Origin of the sequence: Lapidilactobacillus achengensis, from assembly GCF_003946655.1 — a bacterium.
Classification (GTDB): domain Bacteria; phylum Bacillota; class Bacilli; order Lactobacillales; family Lactobacillaceae; genus Lapidilactobacillus; species Lapidilactobacillus achengensis.
Genome location: NZ_RHOV01000004.1, coordinates 153,854 through 177,576, shown reverse-complemented (window position 1 = coordinate 177,576; position 23,723 = coordinate 153,854). Strand labels below are relative to the sequence as shown.

Here is a 23,723-nt window from a genome sequence, read left to right as displayed (position 1 = left end):
ATGTTTATTTAGGTTACACTCAATTCAAATAAAGTGATGCTCGCACTGATCACATTCAACTAATCGATACAACAACAAAAAGATTCCTCATTACTGAGAAATCCTCGAAGAATAAAAACTATCTTTCAACACCAGTTGACAAAGAGCCAGATTTCCACGCGTTGTGGGTTTTTGTGTACACTTATTGAGTTCTTGCATTTTCTCTAATCTATTGACTGATCACGCTCTGGATAAACTGGTCGAAAGCGGCTTGGCCACTGGTGGTGCGCTTGAAGACCCCGGCATCGGCCAGCACGCGCGCGAACACGCGGCCAACTTCTGTGCGCACGATTTGTTCCACGTTGTCGGCAGTCAGATCATCACCATATTTGGCTTGGAGCTCATCCGCCCAAGCCTGGTGGTAAGCGGCGATTTCGTTGGTCTGTCCCAGCAGATAACGCTGCACTTCTTGCAATTCTGTTAATAAGCGCGCCGGCAGGATTGCCAGTCCCATCACTTCGATCAAGCCGATATTTTCCCGTTTGATGTGTTGCACATCTTGATGGGGATGGAAAATACCATCGGGATATTGCGCGGAAGTTTGATTGTCCCGCAACACCAGATCCAGTTGGTAAGCGCCATCCTTGGTTTGCCGGGCGATTGGGGTGATGGTGTGGTGCTGCGTGCCATCCGCGTCATGCGCCTTGATTTCCTGGCTCGGATCAGAATACTGCCGCCAAGCCGCCAAAATCGCGCTGGCAGCGTTGATCAGACTGGCCTGATTCTTTCCTGAAAGACGCAAGACCGACATCGGCCACTTGACCACACCGAAATCAACATCGGGAAACTCCGGCCAAATAAATGAGCGCTCCACCGGCGCCTGCGCCATGGCGAAACTGTGGCGCCCGCCTTGATAATGTTCGTGGCTCAACATCGACCCACCGACGATCGGTAGATCCGCATTACTCCCTGCGAAATAATGGGGGAATAACGAAATGATCGAGAACAAGTTAGCGAAGGTTTGCCGAGAAATATGCATCGGCTCGTGTTTCCCATCCAAGAAAATGCAATGTTCATTGAAATAGGCGTAAGGCGAATACTGGAAGCCCCAGGTTTTGCCCGCCATATCGAAGCGAATGACCCGATGATTGCTGCGCGCTGGGTAATCTAACCGCCCCAGATAACCCTCGTTTTCCAAACATAATTGACAGGCGGGATAGGTTGCCGGCGCCATTTTGGCAGCGGCGGCGATGGCCTTGGGATCTTTCTCCGGCTTCGACAAGTTGATCGTGATCTCCAGATCGCCATACTCGGTCGCGACGGTATACTTGATGTTCTTAGCGATCTGCGCGGTTTTGACATAGTCGTTGATGGTCGACAGTTGATAGAAATACTGCGTCGCCGCCGTCGCTGACTGTTGTTCGTGCAGCTGCCAGAAGCGCTGATTGACCGCGCTAGGCAGTGGCGTCAGGAAATCCATCAGTTGCGCGACCAGAATATCCCGTTCGGGCAAAGTCGTCCCGATCGCGCCGCGTTTGATCGCGAAATCAACCAAACCGTTGGCCAACGCAATCGGTTCATCGGCCGCGTCGCCCACGACCTGTTGCGGATCAGTGCCACCAACCAAGGTCAAAATATGGTTCTGCAAATAAACCCGATCTAGGTCTTGGTACTGTGAATTATATTTGAGGACCCAGTTTAGAAAAGCGGGGATCAAATTTGTTTCTGCCATAACTGTCAAAACTCCCATTCCATCAAAGTCATTCTCAACACTGATCGGGGTTCGCCCCCGACCCTGGGCCACTTTATTCGATCACTAATTCAGCCTGTGCGATTTTGTGCGGACCATCGGCGATCTGGGCAACGTAGAAACTAGCAGCATAACCGATCGTTTCGGCGTAAACGGCCCCGACCTTCTCAATGAACGCTGGGATTTGATCACGTTGAACCAACGCGATCGCGCAGCCGCCAAAGCCCGCGCCGGTCATCCGTGCGCCCAAAACACCTGGTTGTTGCCAAGCAGTGTGGACCAAAGTATCCAATTCAGTGCCCGTCACTTCATAATCATATTCCAGTGAAACGTGGGACGCGTTCAATAACCGACCAAATTCCGCTAAATCATGATGACTCAAGGCTTGCGCCGCGCGAACTGTCCGCTGGTTTTCCCAAACGGCGTGGCGCGCCCGCTTCAACAGCACTTCGTCGTCGATTGCGTAACAATATTCATCGAACTTGGCCGTATCCAAATCGCCTAACGAGTCGATCGCCACCACCTGTTGCAGTTGCGCCAAGGCCGCTTCACATTCTGCCCGCCGCTGGTTGTATTTACTATCGCTCAACGTCCGCGGCTTGTTGGTATTCATAATGACGATCCGCTGTTCTGGCAAGTCCAGGGGGTAATAGTCGTACGCCAAACTGTTGGTGTCCAGGAAAATCGCCTGATCTTTCCGGCCCATGCCAATGGCAAATTGATCCATAATGCCGGAATTGACCCCGATATATTGATTTTCAACTTGTTGACCTAACTTGATCAGATCCAGTTGGGAAATACCCAATTGATAAACATCATTAATGATCGCGCCGGTCAATAACTCGATCGAGCTGGAAGATGACAAACCAGAAGCCGCGGGCAAATTACCATAGAAGTAAATATCCAAGCCATGCGCAAACGTGTGTCCTGCCTGTGTTAACAGGGCAAATTCACCTTTAACAAAGTTGGTCCAACCATCAGCCTTCGCAAAAGCCAAGTTGCCCAAATCAATGACCCGAACGGCCTCTTGTTTGAAATTCGCGGAGTAAAGGTGCAAGGTCCGATCAGTCCGGGGTGCCACTGCCGCGTAGGTGCCTAAGCTGATCGCCGCCGGGAATACATGACCGCCATTATAGTCAGTATGCTCGCCGATCAAATTGATGCGGCCGGGCGCGAAGTAATTGGCCGCAGCCTCCGTGCTGAAAACACGGGTAAAATCTTGATTGATCTCTGATAATTTCATTCTTATTCTCCTCGAGTGGATAGAACCCCACTATTTATCGGCGTAGCCTTCTGGATGACTTTGCGTCCAAGTCCAGGCCGTCGCAATGATTTTCTCAATGTCATCGTATTTCGGCGCCCAGTGCAACACTTTCCGCGCTTTCTCTGATGATGCGATCAAGGTGCTTGGGTCCCCAGGACGACGCGCCGCGATTTCGTAAGGAATGGGTGCGCCGGTTACAGCCCGCGCCGCCTTCACGATCTCCAAGTTGGAGAACCCGGTCGCCGAGCCTAAGTTGAAGGCATTGGATTCATGCCCTGCCTGCAAATAATCCAGAGCCAAAATATGAGCGTCCGCCAAATCCATGACATGAACATAGTCACGAACGTTGGTGCCATCTGGTGTGGGATAGTCGCCGCCGAAGATTTGTAACTTAGCCCGTTTGCCACTGGCCACTTGCAACACAATGGGGATCAAGTGCGTTTCCGGATGGTGATCTTCACCGATCGAGCCATCTGCTTTGGCCCCAGCCACATTAAAGTAGCGCAAGGCCACCCAGCGCAACCCGTTGGCCACATCTGCCCAGTGGGCGAATTTCTCCATGACCAGCTTACTTTCACCGTATGGATTCGTGGGGATCTGAGGTGTTTCTTCGGTGATCGGCATTTCCTTCGCTTCACCGAACGTTGCAGCGGTCGACGAGAAGACCAGTTGTTTCACATCATGAGCGATCATCGTTTCCAATAAAACAATAAAGCCGTAATCATTGTTGTCGAAATATTTCAATGGTTGTGCCATTGATTCGGCGACTAATGAATTGGCGGCGAAATGGACCACGCCAGTGATTTCTTCTTGGTCAAAGACCCGGTTCAAGAAAGCCCGATCACGCAAATCACCTTCATAGAAGCGAGACTTCGCATTGACCGCGGCCCGATGTCCGGTCAATAGGTTGTCAACCACTACCACATCTTGTCCCTGTTCGATCAAGCGATCCGTTGTGTGTGAACCGATATAGCCAGCTCCACCAGTTACCATAATTGCCATTATCAATCACCTCATGTTTTTTAGTAAAACAAAATACTTTTAGTAAATATCCTTACTCTTGTTATACCATTCTCACCCTTCGCTGTCAATCAAAATCCCGCCTTTTCACCAGGTCCTTCGCCTGACAGCCAAGCAAGTCCCAACGCAACCACCCGTTGACTTCGCGCCAGTGATCGTCGTGCTGGTTCGCCACAATTCTGCGCAAGCTTTCTCAGTAAGCGATCCGGAATTTTTTTGCGGGAGACATGGCCAGTCATCGAGCCGCGCCAACGCAAGATTTAGTAAATAAAAGGCGGGTTGGCAACCGCCTGGTGTAAGTAGTATTTGAAAAATTTAGTAAATAATCATATAATTAAGTTGAATATTTAGTTTGAAGAGGTAACAATATGGCAACGATCAAAGATATTGCCGTTCGGGCACATGTTTCCCCAGCCACCGTTTCGCGGGTCTTGAATTATGACCAAGATCTGGCCGTTACTGACGAAACGAAGAAGCGGGTTTTCGCCGCGGCTGAGGCACTCAACTATGCCAAGAAGAAACGGCGCGTCGAGAAAGCACCACCTAAAATCGCTTTGTTGACCTGGTACAACGAGCAAGAGGAACTGAATGATATCTATTATTTGTCGATCCGCTTGGGCGCCGAGGAGAAGATCCAGGCGGCTGGCTATGCGGTGCAACAATTCACCCGGGAGCAGAGTTTGCCCAATGCCAAAGATTTCGCTGGCATGATCGCCATCGGGAAGTTCAGCCCCAAACAGATCACGGCGATTCAAGCGACTGGTCTCACCACGATCTTCGTGGACTTCAACACCTTGAATTTCGGTTTCGACAGCGTCACCCCCAACCTCCATTACCCCGTCAAGAAAATCATCGAACATTTTCTGGCGCTGGACATTAAGGATATTGGGATGATCGCCGGTGAAGAATTGACCAGTGATCATCAATTGAAGCTGACCGATCAACGCTTGAACACTTTCCGCAATATCATGCGCGACCACAAGCTACTGCGCCCCGATTTCGTGTTGACGGGGCCTTTTAGCGTTGAATCTGGACACAAGTTGATGCAAAAGGCGATCACCGAACTGGGGCCGCAACTCCCCCACGCCTTCTTCGCGGCCAATGACGCCCTGGCGATCGGCGCCCTTCATGCGCTCCAAGAAGCCCAGATCAGCGTGCCTGAACGCGTGAGCATCATCGGTTTCAACGACACCACCATCGCCCGCTATTTCAGTCCCCAAGTCAGTTCCGTCCAAGTTGACACGAAACTAATGGGCCAAAAAAGTGTCGAACTGTTACTGGACCGTCTGGAAACCGACCGCGAAACCCCGATCAATTTGAACGTGGGCACCAAACTGATCTTGCGCGCTAGTTCACGCTGAACAAACGATCACGAAAACTCACGCATAAAGTCCACTCAAGCAACCGGCCACTCCGAATCACGGAGTGGCCGGTTTTTTGTTTGGGCGATTACTATGATCCATTAGGTGTCAACGAGGTAACTGCATAAAATCGATTAAAGCAGACCAATATCTTTCAGCAAAACAATAAAGCGCTTTTTCATCACAAATAATTCACCACTGGACAAGGAATGACCGCATGAATTCGATTTTCGAAATCAATTTACGAATAGTCACTAAAAGTGAATTTTACGTGTATTTTTTGAGAATTTATGATATGGTAAATTTATAGAATAGGATTCAGCACATTGTAGGAGGGGGTCGTGTGCGAAAAAGAAATTTTGTGCTTTTATTTTTGTTTCTTTGTTGGGGGATTTTCACGAGCGCTGGACAGGTTAGCCAAGCTGACGTGACCAGCAGTCAATATGATATTTCAATCACGGCGAAGGATGATCTAGGTGGCGGGGGCCCGACTGATCCGACTGATCCAACAGATCCGTCCGATCCCGGTGATCCATCCGATCCATCTGACCCGTCTGATCCAGCCGACCCATCTGATCCGTCTGATCCCAGCGACCCAGCCGACCCTAGTCAGCCTGGCGCCAACGATCAGGACGATACCAGTGGTCAGAATGATTGGATCGACATTATTTTGCCGCAGACCAGTGAGCAACGCCAACGAGCAGTTTTGTTTTGGGGAATGATTTTGATTGTTTTGTTGCTGATTATCATTGACCGCGAACTTCGTCAACGTCGCCACCCCGAACGATGAACAGGGGGGATCGACATGCATGCAAATAAACTAATTGTTTGGACTGGCGCGCTCTTGTTAGGGCTCGGTCTCCAAAGCAGCGCCAGTGTTCTAGCAGAAGTGGCTCCGGACGGCCAATCGGGTATCTCAACGGCGACGATCGGTCTCTACTTGGATCCCAATGCCACAATTATTTTGCGCCAAGTGCCCGATTATGATTTCGAAGCACAGAAACTCAGCTCCCTGGGCGCCACCTACCAAGCCCACGAGGTCAAGGGTGCCTTGATCGTGGAAAACCCAGGGGTTCCAGTGGGCTGGCAAGTAAAAGTCCGCGCCAGTGATTTCCAAACAGCGGCGCCAACGCCGCAAACTTTGAAAGGCGCGTCATTAGCTTTAGGCGCGGGTACGGTCACACCAAACAACGACATTACTCGCAATCCAACTAGTCAAGCGGTCACCGTTAATCAGGCGGATTCCGTGATTTTGAGCGCGGAGGTCAATTCTGGTATTGGCGTTTTCCAATTGGATCATCCACTGGAACAGGTGCAACTGACCATTCCACCAGGAAATCTAGCAGGTGATTATACCGCGGAACTCACGTGGACTTTAGAAAGTTCACCGAATTAAGGCAACATCAGACCATTTTTTTATGATTCAGCCGGTCACGACGCTTAGGGGAGTGTCGCGGCTGATGACGACTGGACGCACGAATTATGGAGGGAAGCATCATGAAATTTAATAAAACATTGACGACACTCAGCACGCTTATGCTTGCTTTGTCGTTTAGTGCCAGCACATTGGTAAGCGCTGAAGACACATCGCCAAAAACATCAACGGCGAATACTACATTGACGTTCGATGATACTGGAGGCGATAGCCAGATCACGCTGGACACGGTCCCATATTTCGATTTTGGGACACAAATGATCACCGGTAAACCAATCACTGTCGCTGATATTGTTGGCGACCCATTATTACAAGTCACCAACCGTGGCGGCGCCGCTGGTTGGGGGGTCACCGTCGCGATCAGCGAATTCGCTGACGTGACGACACCGACGACTAAATTAGTCGGTCCTGTGCTAACCTTTACCGCGGCTACACCAGCTGATAATAGTGGCGGCGGCGCGAATACTGCGGTAGCCGCAACTGGCGTGATCAACGATGCCGCAAAATCTGTTTTCTACGCGCCAGCTGGTGCCGGAATCGGGATCAATACGGATGAAATCACCGCTAAATTAGAGATTCCCGCGAACAACGTCGCAGGTGAGTATAAAGCAGAGCTAACTTGGACCTTGACCGATGTTCCAAATCCGCTACCACAACCATAATCAACCCATCGCTAGTGTTCCAAGCAAGCTTGAAAGGGGGCGTGGCCGATGCGCAAACGTTGGAACGACTTGATCTTACTGGGTTTGTTGGCAGCTCTCCTGGTTAATGGCCGTTCGGTCCAAGGTGATACCTTGACCGGCGAGGCCAAGATTCCGTTGATCAGCGAGGCCACGACCGATCCGGTCGCGCCCCGCGATCCGCAAGATCCTGATCTGCCCTACCCTGGCGATGAGCTAGATCCCGCTAATCAGGGCACGGGTTCCACGGAAGTTTTGTCGCTGGATTATGCCAGTAATTTACATTTCGCCAAACAAACCGCCGCGAACAAGGTCAGCGCTCAGCTCTTGAATGCCAAGGCCATGGTGCAGGTCACCGATCAACGCGGCAGCGGAACTGGCTGGGTGCTGCAACTGAAGCCAGAATTTCTCGTCGGTCAACAAACCGGCGCAATCTTGCAAAGTGGATTATTGGACTTCAAAGGTCTAACGACGTTGAAAACCACCAGCGATAATGTTAGTCCGGCGCCTCAGTTAGTCACGGACCAGATCTATCTTGGTGACTATGTCAACTTAGTGCGAGCCAGCTCGCAACAGGGACGAGGTATTTGGGTTCTAGGCTTAGGGAATGACGCCACGACACCGGCGAAATTAACCTTGGCGCTACCAGCAAAAGTCGCCAGCGATCATTACGTGGGCACTTTGAACTGGTCGTTATTAGACGCGCCAAATTGATCTGCTAGCGCAAAGTGGCCGTCACTGGTACTTTGCGTTTTTTATGGTAAATTAAAGGTTGAACATCAATCACTCGGGGAATGTGAGGAATTGCAATGAAGAAGTTGAACAAATTTTGGCTCGGCCTAGGGCTGGCCTTGGCAGCAATGATGGGAATCGCGGGGCAGCACCCATCAACGGCGCGGGCGGAGAGCTTGAAGTACAACGTGGGCGCGATCTTGCCGAACAACCAAATGCCCAACAGCAAGGTCACTTATTTCGATTTGCTGGTCAAGCCAGACACGGAGCAAACGTTGCAAGTGCGGATCAACAATCAGGATAGCCAGGCCCACGACTACACCGTGGAAACCAACCGCGCCGGCACCAACCGCAATGGCGTGATCGACTATAGCAACCACGGCGCCAAGCCGGATAAATCCTTGAAACACAATATTGAGGATCTGGTCTCGGCGAAGCAAAATGTCACGGTCCCGGCCAAATCTTCGGCCACCGTTGCAATCAAGTTGAAAAGCCCGGCGGAAACTTTCTCCGGCGTGATCCTTGGTGGCATCCGCATCGCCCAGAAAACCGCTGAACAAAGCGAAAGCAGAAAGGCGTGACCATTACCAACCAATTCGCTTACGTGATCGGTCTGCAATTGCATAGCGACCAAACGGCAGTCAAACCAGATCTACACCTATTGAAAGTCAGTCCGAAACAATTCAACTATCGCAATTACATCACCGCCACCTTGCAAAATAACCGCGCCACGATCATGAGGGATTTCGCGGTCGACACCTACATCACCAAGCGCGGTCAAAAGAAGAAATACGTCACCATGAAGAAAGACGGCATGGCGATGGCACCTAACAGTAACTTCACCTTACCGATCGGCAACGAAAGCTACCGCCTAGAACCTGGCAAATACACCTTATATTTGAAGGCAACCGCCGACAACAAGAAGTACAAATGGAACTTCAAGAAAGACTTCGTGGTCACTGATAGCGAAGCGAATAAACTCAACAAGGAATCCGTCGATGAACCAGCCAAGCCAAATTACACCATCTGGCTGATCCTGATCGGCGTGGTCATTATCCTACTGCTCGTCTTCTTGATCATCCTGCTGCTCCGGCGCAAGAAGAAAGACGACGAAGAACCAACAAACAAGACAGAGCCGAAATAGCCGATGAGGGGGGATCAGCTTGAAACGACTTCACAACAAACTAACCCACCGCCTACTCACACTGATCACCAGCGCCGCGCTCCTCGCTGGCGCCTTGCCATGGGGGGCAACCGGGCGGATCGTGCAGGCGGACGCATTTACTACGGCACCACAAGGCATCAAACTCGATAACTTATTTGTTCCCGGAACCTTCTCCGAAAACAGTGCCAAAATATTAAGTGGCAAAACCACCGTACCCAACACCGACGTGGTTCAAATCACAGATGCCAAAAAACAAAAAGGTGCGGTCTGGTCAACCGCAATAAATAAGTTTGACCTCACCAAAGATCAAACCGCCACCATGTGGTTAAACTTCGGCACGCAAGCAGCCCCGGCAGACGGAATGGCCTTGGTACTCCAAAACGATGCCAGGGGTACTGGCGCCATCAGCAGTAGTAATCAGGGACAATCGCTTGGTGTCTATGGTGAAGATAAGAATGATGGCAGTCAAAAAACTACGAAAGATTCCGCCATTCAGCATAGTTGGGCTTTGGAATTTGATAGTTATGTGAATAATGCGAATAATCCAGTTTACTCACTTGTTGGCCTCAAATTTGATAAAGGTTCATCCTTTGATTACTACAAGGACAGAATCAGTAAACCAAATATAAAGACTCCTCATATTGCCTATAACTGGCCAGCGCAAGGACCTTCGTCCCATACTCCTGAGACCCTCACTTACACGACGATCTGGCCAGGGTCGAGTTCCATTGACATCATGACCCAGACTCATTTTAGTGTTCTTAATAACATCACCTCTACTATGTTCTCATCCGGAAACTGGTATCATCTCACCTTGGATTGGAATGCCGGTACAAAGAAGATGACATATACTTTCAATGATAAAAACCCCACCGACGGAAGCCCTAGAACAGGTGAAAAGGCTACGACTACTGAATTTCCACTCGATGAAGTGTTCGGCAAGGACATTAGGGCAGTCACTTGGGGTTTCACCGGCTCCACGGGTCCCAATAACTTTCAAAACAGCATGGTGATCTTCGAATCAATTCCAAACTTGGTCGAAGGTAATGCTGCCGTGACCATCAGAAACCTAACGCAACAAAGCGCGGTAATTACTGGCTCCAGAGTCACGCCTGGCGACCGGTTGGAATATACGTTTACCCTAAATCGCACCGGCGGCAACCAGGATTGGGCAGATATTATTGGCTCGCTGAAATTACCTGATGACGAAATCGTTGATCTGATTGCTGACGCTGGTAAAATTGTTTACGCGGATCCCAATCTTCCCGATCAAGTGCTCAAGGAGGTTGAGACCGTCGATGATCTTTACAAAATTGAGCTGGATCACCCACTGACCGCTGACAATCCTTGGGCTAAGATCGTTTTGGCCGGTCCGGCGATCAACGCGACCACCAAAGCAATCACGGTCGCTAGCCAAACAAGCCAATTTGCCGGTTCCTACTTGGTGACCAATGCCACTTCGCCGCAATTCACGATTTTGGACAACAAGCCTTTGGTGGTCACTCGTCAAGAAGTCACAAATCAGAATGACCCGATTGCGATCAAGCAAGGCGCTGCAACCCCGGTCCCGAAGTTTGTGACCCACTACAATGACGCTGCCGGTAAACCGATGGTGGCTACCAATAGTAACTTCACCGTGACCGCAACCTTGACCAATAACAATAACGCCAGTGACACGCAGCAACTAACGTCGACTTGGACCAATGGAAGCGCCGCTCAGGATGGGCTATTCACCCTAGCCTTCCCAGACAAATTCTCTGATAATACGGGGAATTATACCCTGAAGGTCAAAGTCACCGATAAAACTGGTCATACCGCCATGTCCGAAGATATCCTGGTGCAAGTTACTGGCATCCTCGAGCTGCTCGTCGAGAAGAACAGTTCCTTTACCCAATCGCAGTTGACCGGAGCGACCATGCTGATCGGTCGGAATGACGATTGGGGCGTCACAGTTCACGACACCCGTGGCACAGGCTCCGGCTGGCAACTAAGCGCCGCCGCGTCACCGCTCACCCCAGTCAGTAAAACAGTGAATACGACTGCTGGCAGTTTGGTTTTCAGCCGTGATGGCACCTCCGAGGAACTATTACCAACTGATCCCAATCAGCCCATGCCGATCGCCGCGAAAAAAGCATCGACCAATTTGGTCAAAGAAGAAACGACCAACATTACCGATGCTTGGACTGAAGCCACTGGGATCAAAGCACGAATCAGCTCCAGCGCTGTCGGTGGCAGCTATCAGAGTGTGATCACTTGGACGCTTACAGATGGGCCGAGTTAATTGCTACCGAAGTTGAGGTTGCTAGCAGAACTTGTGCGCACGGACCTCAACCATGGCTTTCAAGTCCAACTTCGATGACAACTTGCAACCACAACGTACGATCTCGCAATGCAATCACAACCTATTGCCAGACCCATTCTGAGTCTGACTCACAGCACTTCGTACCAGCACAGAGAAGCCATCCTCTGTGCTGGTTTTTTAAATTTGAAAAAGTGAGTGGCTCCTACTCTGCGTCCAAATGGGTCGGCTTACCGTGAGCGCGCAACTGATCATCTGTGAAATTGGTTGGCAGTCTGAGTGTCCGTTCACGAAATAGCCCCTTGTCGAAGTCGAAATCGATCAATGAATACTGAGATAAAAAAATATACGTAAATGTCTTAATTTATGTATACGATTTTGTTACGAAGAAATCGATTCATTGACCATAGTATCAGCACTAATCATATATAGTTCACACTTAATTCGTATTTAGGACACAATTACCCGGGCATCAGTTTTGAATAAAAATTTTTTGCAAAAAGTGAACTAATTATGACTTTTTTACGTGCATTTTCTAAAGTTATATGATATGGTATAGATAGTTAAGAAACAGCAATCATCGTTTTTGGAAAGTTAGTTGGTTTCGATCATTTTCACACCATGAGATCATCGGGGAAATCAAATCGTGAGCGTTCGGACCGACAACTAAATTTTTTTATTCGTAAGGTATAGGACAAGAAAATAGGGGGATTCAAAAATGAAATTCAATAAAGCAATAGCTCTTTTAACCGTATTAGCATTAGGTACTGTTTCCGTTGGTGTCGTCAAAGCAGACGATCTTACTGATGAGAAAAACACGACTACAGCGGGAGTTGAACTCATAGTTGGTGGTGGCGTTCAGTTAACAACAGCGCCAAGTTTGGATTTCGGTACATGGCCTCTGACTGGTAAGGCGCTGGACCTTCCAGCAAACACAGCGGATCCAATCACTGTGGTAAACCCGGGTTTAGCTGATGGTTGGACGGTTTTCACTTCAATCACACCATTTACGACCACTCCAGCGGAGGGCGAAACAGCCAAGGAATTGAAGGGCGCGCTGCTTACATTTGGGAAGCCAGCCATCGCCAACGCTGAGGAATCGGCAGACGCCAACGCTGGCGTCACCGCACCAGATTCATTTACCTTCACCGGCGATCTGGCACCAATTTTCACAGCTATCGCTGGATCAGGTATCGGAACCTATACGGCGACCTACAACAACGAAAAAGTGATTACGCTGGCCATTCCTTCAACCGCAACACCTGGCAATTACAGTGCGACGATGAACTGGAGCTTGAGTAACGCTCCTGATGGATCAGAGCCAGAGACAGCACCTGCTGGCGATGAGAATGGCGTCGAAGAAGAGTCCAACCCGACTCAAACACTCGTTGAATAACCCGGCGCATAAGCAACCTAATTTGTTTTTAACTGGCGGTTCTCGGCTGCGTTTTGTTACTCCCATAACTTAGACAAGCACGAATCGTCATTAAAATAGCATAACCCATATTAAAGCAGCGTTCGGATGAGCGCTGCTTTTTTGGTGTCCGGTTTTCCAGCCTGCCGGTTTCTAAATTCGGCGCGCAATCGCCGCCTAACACAATCACACAAAGTCATCTTCCCTTTTGGCTGATCTGCGGGACAAACCAGTCTCAGTATTTGCATATTATTTGGATAATTATTAGCTTAATTTCTCATTAGCAAATTGCCGTTCTCTAAGCTGATTGCTAATGGTGTCCGCCCGAATAGCTTGATATAGACGCTTTTTAGATAACTATAACTCATCAAGCAGAAAAAATATTTACTGCAAAATTATTTACAGGTCTAGTCCGATTATGTATAATTTCAATTGCTGCTGAAATAGTAGCCGTGCTGATGACGATGAAAGATTGAAAGGAGATGTCGGTCATGTTCAAAAAAAATCAACGGCGCTCTTGGCTGCTGGGCTTCATCTTGATCCTGGTGCTTTGGGGACTCTTGCTCTTACGATCGCTGCCGGAGCGCGTGGTGCTCGGCGCTGAAAGAGCGTTTGCGCCAACAATGCCAGTCGGGACCGATCTCAGTCGAATCTTGATCAGTGGTAGCGCGCGAACTTTCAGCAGCAACAGTGCCCGGGTCACGGCGCGGCCGGATAATACGAGCCTGATCACCTTGACCAGTGGCACGCAACAAACCGGGGCGGTCTGGGCTGCTGATGGCGCCTACTTCGATCTTAACCGGGAAACGCATTTAGGCTTTTGGATGCGGAACACGAACTACTCCAATTATCCCGGCGAAGGTTTCGCCTTTGTGCTTCAGAACGATACGCGCGGCAGTCGGGCGATCACCAGCTTCATGAATAAGCCGGTCCTTGGTGGTGAGAGTTTGGGCGTGTGGGCCGCCGATCTGGCGAGTAACCAGACGGATCCGCAGTTGTTGGCCTTATCGGCGATCCAGCGGAGTTGGGCCTTAGAGTTTGATAGTCATGGTAATCTAGCCAACGGGTCGGGCGCGCCGGGCAAGGGTAATTCTTTTGACTTGGGAACTGCGGGAAGTAGTCGCTCGCACCATATTGCCGCCAATTATCCCAGTCGTCAGGAGACTTATCTACAACGGATCTATCGGCCCTGGTTTTCAGCCAATCAGTATTATTACACGATGAACCATGGCAATCTCTTGGTAGAGAAGCCGAATCTGACCAGTCCCGATTGGCAACATGTCAGTCTGATCTGGGATCCAGAAACGCAGATGATGACCTTTTCCTGGGATGACCGCGATCCGCAAACCGGGGCGCTAAAACCCTCGTTCAAAAGTCAGGCCGTGCCCCTAGATCAGTCAGTGTTCGCCAGTGGCAATGGCCGCGTGCGTTGGGGCTTCACCGCGACCACCTCGTCCAATAATTACGAGCGGACCGAATTGATTCTTGATCGTGTACCTGGCGGCGTCCGCGGGTTCGTCCGTAATGAGTTGTTCAACGAGACACGTCAGGAACAAGTTCGCAACAACACATCTGTGCACACTGGTGATTTGTTGACGGCGACCTATCGTCTGGATTACCTACCCAGTTTGTTGCCTTGGGAACAGATCGACATCAACATCGATCTGCCCAAACAGACACATTTTCTTTCCGGAGGCGAGATCAGGCACGCCAATGGTAAAACCCGCCCGCTTAACGCCCAATGGCTGCACAAAGAGCCGAAAACTGGCGAGCAATGGTTAGCTTTTCACTTGGTTGAACCCTTGACGCCAGATAATTACCAAGTGGCGATCAAGGTCAAACTCCAAGCCGATCTGCACAACAGTGGTTTCTCGGTCGCACCGGCGTTAGCAGCGTTCAACACGCCTCACTTGCGGTTGAACACCGCCACGCCACGTTATGATCTGAATCCCAAACGTTTGATCACAACCACCGATGATGCCGCCCTCGAGTACTACGTTTCTCAGAATGACCCCCTGCCGAAGATTCACGGTGAGTTCAGTTATACGACGGCCACCGCGCCCAAGGAACCGCTTGCCATCGAAAACAGCGATTTCGCGATCAAGCGCACCTTGAATGGCCAACTTCTTTCCTACGAGCCGGTCAGCGCCATGTCCCAACAAAACGGCCGCTTCCAGTTAGCCAATGAAGCGCTGAACACCAGTCAGTTGCGCCCAGGAGTCAATGAGTTCACTTATTGTTTGGTGGACAAATACGCCAATCACAGCAATGTTAAAACAATCAAGATCATTCTGATGTCCGGGCAATTGCGGTTCGGGACGATCGCGGAAAATGTCGCCTTCGCGGACGCCCAAGTCACTGGAAACAAACAATTGATCTCTCGGCGGTCGGCTTGGGAAATCGAAGTTTTCGATGATCGCCAACATGGGGACCGGCCGACCGGGTGGCAGCTACTGGCGCAAGCGACACCTTTGAAACAGGCAGATGGCCGGATTTTGGCCGGGGAAATGGTCTATGTGGAAGGCTCAGACCAACAAAGCTTGACCGCCCCGCTGATCGTTGCCGAAAAGAACATCACTGATCTGCGCGACAGCACCAGTATTGCCACCGACCGTTGGCAGAATGATGAAGGCATTCTGCTGAAATTACGTGCCAATGCAGTTGCGGGCAACTATTCTGGTCAGATCATTTGGACCTTACAAGATGATCCGAGTCAGGATTCCTAAACTGATCGTCTGCCGAAATTTCGACTGTAAATTTCCACTAGTCGCGGCCCGGCGTAATTCCCACTAAATAAGAACTGGCAATCAGCTTTCCCACTAGGCAAGAACTGGCAATCAGCTTTCCCAGATACAAGTTCTTGTAGCCAGCCGCGAACACCCATAATATCTTATTATCGCTGATCGGCGCGGCGTCAAGATCTTTGCTGACCACGCTGGCGTGTAACCAGTAGCGTTTGCCGATTTTGCGGCGTCGATTGCGACCAAACAACACATTTCTTTAAGATTCCTGAGGAGGAAAACATGAAAGCTACGAAAACGATCACCTTATTAGCCGCATTAACTTTAGGTATTTTCACAACCAGTGTGACGACGGCCCGCGCTGAAGTTGAGCCGCAAAAGTCTGAAACCACTGCCAGCATCAACTTGAAGGAAAACGCCGTTGGACTGCAATTAACGCAAGCGCCAGATATTTTCTTCGATGAGACCGAAATCACTGGCAAGAAACAAACCGTCAACTCAACTAAAGTTACGCCCACACTGCAAGTGGTCAACGCTGGGGTCGTCCTGCCAGAAGGCTGGTCTGTTTCAGCCGCGCGAAGCGAATTCAAGGACGGCGAGAAAGTTTTGGTCGGCGCGCAACTGGGCTTGGGCACCCCGAAATTGCACGGCGAAAGTAGCGAAGACGCCTTGGCGGCCAACAGCACCGTCAGCGCACCTGCGAGCTTTGAACTGAACGATTCCGCCGCGAATATTTTCTACGCGACTGACGACAAGGCAATCGGGACCTTCAACGCCAACTATGCTGGCGACGGCGCCACGCTGGAATTGCCAGCCAACGCCACCGCCGGCGCATACGCCGCAGCCATCACCTGGACCTTGGCCGCAGCGCCCAACGGCAAGTAAATTCTAGCCGCCAAGCAGCTGCTCGAACGTTTTAAACACTTCAAATAGTTTAACGGCTTCAATTACCGAATAAAAAGGATTCCCCATTACTGAGAAATCTTCGAAGATAAGAACTATCTTTCAACACCAGTTGACCAAGAACAAAAAATCTTCTGTCCTCAATCTCAAGCGTCAATAGCAACACGCTGAGCTGGACGGAAGATTTTTTTGATGTGCTTGAATCAGTGTGATTAGATTCAACTTTTATCGCGTGCCAAGTATGCGACTCTTTAATTGGCACTAATTGGCACGACTAGCGCTGTTGAGCCGATTGACCAAACGACTGGATTGCTTTTTCGGTGGGGATCGATGGAAACGCGCCCAGCTTCTGCACGGTCAGCGCGGACGCCTTGCTGGCATAAGTCATCGCCGCCACCAAATTGCTTAGATCTGGCCGCAGTTGCGAGACCATCGCGCCAATAAACGTATCCCCAGCTGCCGTCGTATCCACAGCGTCGACTCTAAATGCCGGCACCCGCTGCTCTTGACCAGCATAAGATAGGAAGGAACCTTGCTCGCCTAGCGTAATGATCACCGCTTTGACGCCGCGCTGATGGAAATAAGCCGCGCTGGCCGTCAACGACGCGGCATCGGTGATTTTGATGCCGGTCAAGCGGGCGCTTTCCGTTTCATTGGGCGCAATCACATCGGTCAAGCGCAACAAGTCATCTTGTGGCTGGTCGCTGGCGGGCGCCGGGTTCAAGATCGTGGTCACCCCATGATCGCGAGCGCTGTCAAACGCCGCCAGCGCCGCCGCTACTGGCGTTTCGAACTGCGTGATCACGAAATCCGCCTGTTCAAAAACCGCCTCGCTTTGCGCCACCAACGCTGGTGAAACCAGCGCATTGGCCCCGGCGTTGATAATGATCGAATTCTGACCACCAGCCTGCAACAAAATATAAGCCTGCCCGGTCACCATATCCGCCACTTGGGCCACGTGATCAACATTGATTCCATTGGCCACCAGCTGCTCATGCATCATCCGCCCCTCAGCGTCAGTCCCGACCGCGCCAATAAAGGTCGTCGCCGCGCCCGACCGCGCCGCCGCCACCGCCTGATTGGCGCCTTTACCACCAGCGGCCAAGTCCAGCTGGGTCATCTTGATCGTTTCCCCTGGCTGCGGCAATTGGGCAATGTGCAGGATCCGATCAACGTTGATACTGCCTAAAATTACGATATTGTTTGTCATATAATATTCCCGCCATTCTTGGCTCAATGATATATCTCTTTTCTCGTCGGACGAAGTGTTGCACCAGCGGAAAACTTAACATCCAATTGGATTTGTGTTTCTTTCAAATTTGAATTCTCGATAATTTGAACCATTAAATTTGCCGTTTCACTTCCTAATTCGTAAATAGGCTGCTCCACTGTCGCAATTCTTGGATAGATCAAGTCAAGAAAGTTGATCCCATCATATCCAATAACTTGAGTCTGTTCGGGAACCTTAATTCCACGTTTTAATAATTCTTGAAGAATTACGATTGCGTATAAGTCATTTTGAGCAATGATTGTGTCTGGAAAAGGGTCCAAATCAAATATTTGCTTAATAACAGAGTCAACCAACTTAATATCAAAAGTATTCGATGCAATTTCAGTAATTTTCAAAGCCGGATATTTCAGTAAAACAGAGCAAAGCCCCTCGAACCGATCAATCGACTTTCGGCTGGTATTTGGCCCTTTGATGATTGCAATATTTGTAGTCCCAACGGTTCTAGCTACATTATCCCCAATAAGGGAGCCGCCTAGAAAGTCATTTGTCGTAACAAAATATTTACTATTTTGGGAAATTCGGTCAACTTCTACAATCGGTACACTTACTTTTTGCGCCGGAATTATGCCAGCAGACGAAATTATCCCAGCGATATTGTTATTTTCAAAGGTTCGTAAATAACTTGGAAATTCATCCTTATTATCTAACCTACCCAAAAGAACTGTATAGCCTCGTCGCTTCAGCTCTCCTTCAATTCCGTCAATAAGTTGAGGGAAGTATGGGTTACTCAGATTAGGGAACAATAACCCAATCAAATTTGAGGAACTCGTCGAGAGTGATCTTGCAACCGCGCTGGGAGAATAATTTAATTCGTCAATTGCATTTTGAATTTTCTCAGAGGTTTTTTTCCCGACATATGAGTTTTGATTTAAATATCTTGATACTGTAGTTGTAGAAACTCCTGCTAATTTTGAAACATCTCTAATTGTTGCCATGTGTTTATCAAGATTTACTGAACATGGATTTCACTAATTCTTGCTTTTCCTTCCTTTCCAATGCGATAGCCAAACATTCCCGACTGGAACCCATCAATCTTATCATAGCACAATACTTCTTGACCATTAATAAATAGTTTACATTCATTTCCTTGAGAATTAACTCTCATTCGATACTCTTCACCCGACTTCCACGCAAATTCAACACGCTGGCACTCTTTGCTACCGAAATCGTTCCGAATGAGACTAATGCTATTGTAGCCATCAAATCCAATCGCATAATATTGTCGAATCCCACGAGCCTTAAAAATGAACTGATGTTCCATCCCGTATTCGGCCTGATAGATGAATTCAGCATCGATATCCTTAGTATAGTAATCGCCGGTAAAGCAACTCATCCCCTTATCACATTCCAAAACCATTTTATTTTCTTCAATGGTCCGTTGACCGTTATTGAATGCGAATGGAGTAACGTTAAGAAACTCATAGCTTTGTTTTGAAAAATCGATTGAATATTTTGGTTTCCCTGATACTTTGAACGAACAAATATTTAATTGGCCAAAGAAACGATTGGATAATTCAGAATCCGTTTCCACCAATAATCCGACTTCTTCAGGGAAACTGCCTGCCATATCCGGAATTTCAAAAGTTAACTCTTTCAGTTGATCAGGCTCAACTACTTGTGGGCTTAAGTACAAATAGCTTTCCGAGAAGGTATCTTTAACATATGGACGAACAACCAGATTTCCACCTTGCCACTTTTCCAAAAGAATCTGGAATGACGCTGTTTGGCCCGGATACACTTGCGGTGCAAAACATGGCTTATACCGTTCGTCACTGAAATCTCTGCGCCGATAGTATGTTTTCGTGAAGATATGGCTTTGATCGCCCTCAACCATTCTATCAATAAGAATCCCCAGCGCATTATGTCCTACCTTGTTCTCAACGTGGCGGAGCTCAGTCTTAAAGTAATTGTCCGACATAAAACCATGAGTCGATCCAGGTAATGAGAAATCATAATCAATCTTGCCCAGTTCAAAGTCGTGATCCAGCAAATCTGGGCGAGGTTCATCGTTGAGCTGACAAGATAATATTGCAGTCTCACGAGCAAAGGTTGGAATGTCAACAATATTTAATTCCCCAATTACGCTCGAAGTAATAATTCGATCATTTGTTGGTGTCCTATACTTAGCCGGCAATCCCGAAACACCATTTAGTACACCCAAGATTGTACCGCAGTTTCCTGCATTACAATCCGTGTCCCAACCACTCATTGAGGCAATCTCAATTGTGCGTGCAAAGTCTCCATCTCCATAAAGTAATGCCATCATGCAAACTCCTGCATTAGGAATTACATGGACAACACCACCATATTTATCATAACCCCATTCTTGTTCCAAATATTCTCGACACTCAAACCAGTCATCAGGGTTCTCTGCGTGAAATTCTAATACAGCAGAGATAACCTTATAGTAAGTGGAGTCAGGATCAACGAAGGTCATCGCCTGTGCTACAACATCAGTGATACTATCTGTTGAAAATGCAATTGCAATACATGCGGCAATAAATTTGGCTCCTTCAAGTGCATCGCCATCATGCGAAACGCTCGCTGCTTTCAGCGCAAACTCTGCAGCCTTCACAGGATTGTTTGGGAATAGCAATCCCCAGGTATCGATAAAGATTTGTCCACCAATTTGTTCTGCCAGAACTTTACCATTTTGTGCAATTGAACCGGATTCAGGTGGGATAATGCCTTTTAGCAAATTCAAATATGCGGTATGCTCGGTACTGACCCCATTACCACCCCACCAGAACATCCCGATATTCTCACGACCAAAATTCAGCCATGCTTTCGCAACATCATCAGCTCTGAAGTCTTTCGGGTTACTCTTCTCTAATAACATTCTGTGGAAGAAGACCGGACCATTCGTATCATCATCGGCAGCAAAGGTTTTATAATATTTTGTATAATGGTCCATGTTGCCATAAATTTCACGGATTTTCTTATATGTCCATATTTGTGGCTCGACAGGTGCTCCTAGTCGAACCCCAAAACACTTCCCAAGAAATCCTGCGTAAATCTTCTCAACAGTACTATTATCCATTATCTGCCAATCTCCAATCCTAATAATTGTTGTTGCTGCAATGCGGTTTTGACATCATCTGAAATAATTTTACTTGCAACTTCAGAGAATGACTCAGCCACATCTTCAAAGTTTTGTTTGTTAACTTCTTCGAGAAGTAATTTATCTTGATTAGAAATAATGCTATCACCATATAGAGCACCGCAAATCACTGCAATCATCACACCAATTGAATCGGTATCACGCCCAGAGTTAATTCCTGCAATAATGCTCTTATTAAAGTCGCCCTTCCCCAACTTCAGAAAGCCAAGCGCAATCGGGAGTTCTTCAATACTATAAACTCTAGAAGGCGAATAATAGGTTGTTACTTTATTTAGTTTATCCTCACGATTAGCCACATCATCACCCATTGGCGAGAATAACTTCAACGCTTCATGTAATTTCACAACGGCCAATTCATCGGTTACGGGAATCTGATCCTGCTCCAGCGATTTAACTGTTTCAATCACTGCAGAAATGGCCGCCTTGGTGCCATCTTTAGCAAAGCGAAGTGCTGTTTGAATCACTGAATCAATGGTGGCGTCATCCAGCATTGCCTCTGCAACACAAGCCGCGAGCACCCCCGCCGCCTCAAGTCCATAACTAACTTGATGTCCACAAGCAAACAGAATCGCTTCATTATATGCATTTTGGGGATTTCCCGCGTTAACAATGCCGATTGGAGCGATATACATCGCTGCGCCGCAGTTAACCATGTTCCCTATTCCGCCCTCTCTAGGTTCACAGTTTGCTAGAATATGGCGTTGGAAAATATATTTCTCTGGGTAGAATAGTCTATCCTGAATATAGGCCTGCCTCTTGAATTCAGGAATATAGCGTTTTGTATAAACAATCTGCCTGACAAACTCATCTCGCATATCCCAGCAATCAATATGTCGCTGTTTAACAAGATAAGTCTCAGCCAAGGCCATTGTCATCAATGTGTCATCAGTAATGACACCATATCCACGCATTCGATTTAGTCTGGCTTCAGGAGAATAATCGGATTTGTACCATTTGGTTCGCAGATCGGTAACCTTTCCATACTGTTCTCGAATTTCTTCAGCTGATAGTTTCTCTACCACTGCGCCAAGAGCATCACCATATGCGGTCCCGAATAGAACACCTAATACCTTCTTCTTGAATTCCATTATGCTCATTCCTTAATTGTCTTATTTGCGTATGCTGTTACTTCCTTACCACCTGCACTATTCCAATCCTTAACAAAATCATCAAACTTATCAATACTCTTCTTGCCCGTTATTACATCAGCCGCAAATTCAAGGTAAAGATTTTCAGTCGCGTCCCATTTAGTAATCAATTCATCAGGCATGATAAAAGCATTATCCGGTGTATAATATTCTTCCACTTCATCATACGAGCTTTCAGCAACCTTGCTTAATACTGGTTTCTTGAGTTCGTATGGAATATCGATCTTCCTTGGTTCCCAGAACCGTGCATACCAATCGGCTGCCTTATCAGTCAATGTGAGCTCATCACCGCTGATTGTATACTGTTCACCCTCAAAACCAAATCGATCAAGTAATTGCCCTTCTGGACTTCCAAGATAGTCCAAAACCTTAAACGCCAAATCTTTGTGTTTTGACTGACTAGAAATTGCCATCCCTCTGGTTTCTTTGGAAAGATCTGTAGCACCAAAACCTTGGTAATCACCGCTTGCCGCCGGAAGAACTACTAGTTTATCATTTGACAACTGATTTACTTTATTTTCGTATAAATCAATAACTTTTCCTGACGTTCCCAAAATCGAACCAGACGCACCATCGTAGAAAGCTTGTTCTTTGGTATCCCACTTCTTAGTGAGGAACTCATTATCTAGAATTCCATCATCAAATAGTTGCTTGTAGAAGCTTAGCTTATTCTTCTCATTTTTGGAAACTCGTTTGTACATATATTTCCCGTTATTTTTGATCCAAGTCTTATTATTACCAAACGCCATGTCAAAGATGCTATCTAATTCTTGTGTGGTTCCTGAAGTCGTAATACCAAACTTAACTTGATTTCCTTTGCCATCCTTTTTCCCGATAAGTTGAGTTAATAGTTTCTGATAGTTTTCAACTGTTGGAGATTTGACCAAGTCTTCATACCCATCAACCTGAGTTAATTCACTTTCTTTAACCACTGGGACAGATGCGGTAGCAGGCTTGATCCAAAGTAGGTATGGATAGTTCTCAATTCTAGCCTTATTAATATCGGTCATAATATTCTTGACATATTTGGACTTCTTAATATACGGTCTCAAATCTTCCAAGATTCCTTGTTCAGCAAATGCAGAATCTCCACCTTGAAAATAAATCAAATCTGGAATATCCCCACCTGAAATCTGTAAATTCAGTTTATCGGCGTACCCTTCGCTTGGTAAATCGACAACTTTAAACGAAACATTAACACCTTGTTTCTTCAATATTTGACTTAATTTTTTATAATACTTGGTGGCGTTCTTATTACTTGCATTGTCGTCTTTATACGCAATTTTTAACTCAACCGTTCCATTTTTAGAACTCGTATCATCTGTTGCAGCCTTTTTAGAACAACCTCCGGCAAAGAAGAGACTACCCAGAGCAAATAGAGTAACAAGTGTTTTTTTCATTTTTATTTCTCCTTTTTTAT

The 23,723-nt window shown here is 47.9% G+C and carries 20 protein-coding genes; 11 read left to right on the top strand and 9 right to left on the bottom strand.

What is annotated here, in order from left to right:
- Positions 1–208: 208 nt before the first annotated feature.
- The 3 genes from galT to galE all read right to left on the bottom strand — a co-directional run bounded on the left by galT (position 209) and on the right by galE (position 3,995).
- Complete coding sequence (gene galT / locus EKM94_RS04000) at positions 209–1,711, bottom strand: UDP-glucose--hexose-1-phosphate uridylyltransferase (protein WP_125597838.1); 1,503 nt, start codon at positions 1,709–1,711, stop codon at positions 209–211.
- A 73-nt stretch (positions 1,712–1,784) separates the two neighbouring features.
- Complete coding sequence (locus tag EKM94_RS03995; protein ID WP_125597835.1) at positions 1,785–2,972, bottom strand: galactokinase; 1,188 nt, start codon at positions 2,970–2,972, stop codon at positions 1,785–1,787.
- 30 nt (positions 2,973–3,002) lie between these two features.
- Complete coding sequence (gene galE, locus EKM94_RS03990; RefSeq protein WP_125597832.1) at positions 3,003–3,995, bottom strand: UDP-glucose 4-epimerase GalE; 993 nt, start codon at positions 3,993–3,995, stop codon at positions 3,003–3,005.
- Positions 3,996–4,381: 386 nt separating this feature from the next.
- Between galE and EKM94_RS03985 the strand changes: the two genes are divergently transcribed.
- The 10 genes from EKM94_RS03985 (at position 4,382) to EKM94_RS03940 (ending at position 15,825) form a co-directional block, all read left to right on the top strand.
- Positions 4,382–5,374: a LacI family DNA-binding transcriptional regulator gene (locus EKM94_RS03985; RefSeq protein ID WP_125597829.1), complete on the top strand. Its 993-nt coding sequence runs from the start codon at positions 4,382–4,384 to the stop codon at positions 5,372–5,374.
- A 343-nt stretch (positions 5,375–5,717) separates the two neighbouring features.
- Positions 5,718–6,164 carry a hypothetical protein gene (locus EKM94_RS12610; protein WP_125597826.1) on the top strand — a complete coding sequence of 149 codons (447 nt, stop codon included), beginning with the start codon at positions 5,718–5,720 and terminating at the stop codon, positions 6,162–6,164.
- Between the two features lie 15 nt (positions 6,165–6,179).
- Positions 6,180–6,770, top strand: a complete 591-nt coding sequence (locus EKM94_RS03975) for a WxL domain-containing protein (protein ID WP_125597823.1) — start codon at positions 6,180–6,182, stop codon at positions 6,768–6,770.
- Between the two features lie 101 nt (positions 6,771–6,871).
- A complete protein-coding gene (locus EKM94_RS03970) occupies positions 6,872–7,471 on the top strand; it encodes a WxL domain-containing protein (RefSeq protein ID WP_164511094.1) in 600 nt (199 codons plus the stop codon).
- Positions 7,472–7,519: 48 nt separating this feature from the next.
- Positions 7,520–8,203 (top strand): WxL domain-containing protein, encoded by a 684-nt coding sequence (locus EKM94_RS03965; protein ID WP_125597817.1) that lies wholly within the window; start codon positions 7,520–7,522, stop codon positions 8,201–8,203.
- A gap of 95 nt (positions 8,204–8,298) precedes the next feature.
- The gene (locus tag EKM94_RS03960) at positions 8,299–8,802 is read left to right on the top strand and encodes a DUF916 domain-containing protein (protein WP_125597814.1); all 504 of its coding nucleotides are present in this window, start codon (positions 8,299–8,301) and stop codon (positions 8,800–8,802) included.
- Entirely contained in the window at positions 8,799–9,365 is a 567-nt protein-coding gene (locus EKM94_RS03955; protein WP_125597811.1) for a DUF3324 domain-containing protein, read from the top strand. The genes EKM94_RS03960 and EKM94_RS03955 overlap by 4 nt, the downstream gene beginning before the upstream one ends.
- Before the next feature lie 19 nt (positions 9,366–9,384).
- Positions 9,385–11,667, top strand: a complete 2,283-nt coding sequence (locus tag EKM94_RS03950; RefSeq protein WP_125597808.1) for a WxL domain-containing protein — start codon at positions 9,385–9,387, stop codon at positions 11,665–11,667.
- Between the two features lie 736 nt (positions 11,668–12,403).
- Positions 12,404–13,081, top strand: coding sequence for a WxL domain-containing protein (locus tag EKM94_RS03945; protein WP_125597805.1), 678 nt, complete (start codon positions 12,404–12,406; stop codon positions 13,079–13,081).
- Between the two features lie 509 nt (positions 13,082–13,590).
- Complete coding sequence (locus EKM94_RS03940; protein ID WP_125597802.1) at positions 13,591–15,825, top strand: L-type lectin family protein; 2,235 nt, start codon at positions 13,591–13,593, stop codon at positions 15,823–15,825.
- Positions 15,826–15,862: 37 nt separating this feature from the next.
- On the opposite strand, the gene EKM94_RS03935 is transcribed toward EKM94_RS03940, so the two are convergent.
- Positions 15,863–16,090 carry a hypothetical protein gene (locus EKM94_RS03935; RefSeq protein WP_125597799.1) on the bottom strand — a complete coding sequence of 76 codons (228 nt, stop codon included), beginning with the start codon at positions 16,088–16,090 and terminating at the stop codon, positions 15,863–15,865.
- A gap of 32 nt (positions 16,091–16,122) precedes the next feature.
- On the opposite strand from EKM94_RS03935, the gene EKM94_RS03930 reads away from it, so the two are divergent.
- Positions 16,123–16,725 (top strand): WxL domain-containing protein, encoded by a 603-nt coding sequence (locus EKM94_RS03930; RefSeq protein ID WP_125597796.1) that lies wholly within the window; start codon positions 16,123–16,125, stop codon positions 16,723–16,725.
- 292 nt (positions 16,726–17,017) lie between these two features.
- Here EKM94_RS03930 and rbsK read toward each other — a convergent pair whose 3' ends face one another.
- From rbsK to EKM94_RS03905, 5 genes are read right to left on the bottom strand one after another with little or no spacing between them, the layout of a single operon-like run.
- Positions 17,018–17,953 (bottom strand): ribokinase, encoded by a 936-nt coding sequence (rbsK, locus tag EKM94_RS03925; protein ID WP_125597793.1) that lies wholly within the window; start codon positions 17,951–17,953, stop codon positions 17,018–17,020.
- A 23-nt stretch (positions 17,954–17,976) separates the two neighbouring features.
- Positions 17,977–18,969, bottom strand: a complete 993-nt coding sequence (locus EKM94_RS03920; protein ID WP_125597790.1) for a LacI family DNA-binding transcriptional regulator — start codon at positions 18,967–18,969, stop codon at positions 17,977–17,979.
- 14 nt (positions 18,970–18,983) lie between these two features.
- Positions 18,984–21,074 (bottom strand): ADP-ribosylglycohydrolase family protein, encoded by a 2,091-nt coding sequence (locus EKM94_RS03915; RefSeq protein ID WP_125597787.1) that lies wholly within the window; start codon positions 21,072–21,074, stop codon positions 18,984–18,986.
- Positions 21,074–22,243, bottom strand: coding sequence for an ADP-ribosylglycohydrolase family protein (locus tag EKM94_RS03910; RefSeq protein ID WP_225422154.1), 1,170 nt, complete (start codon positions 22,241–22,243; stop codon positions 21,074–21,076). Before EKM94_RS03910 ends, EKM94_RS03915 begins: the two co-directional genes overlap by 1 nt.
- Positions 22,244–22,248: 5 nt before the next feature.
- Positions 22,249–23,703 (bottom strand): extracellular solute-binding protein, encoded by a 1,455-nt coding sequence (locus tag EKM94_RS03905; RefSeq protein WP_125597784.1) that lies wholly within the window; start codon positions 23,701–23,703, stop codon positions 22,249–22,251.
- Positions 23,704–23,723: the final 20 nt, after the last annotated feature.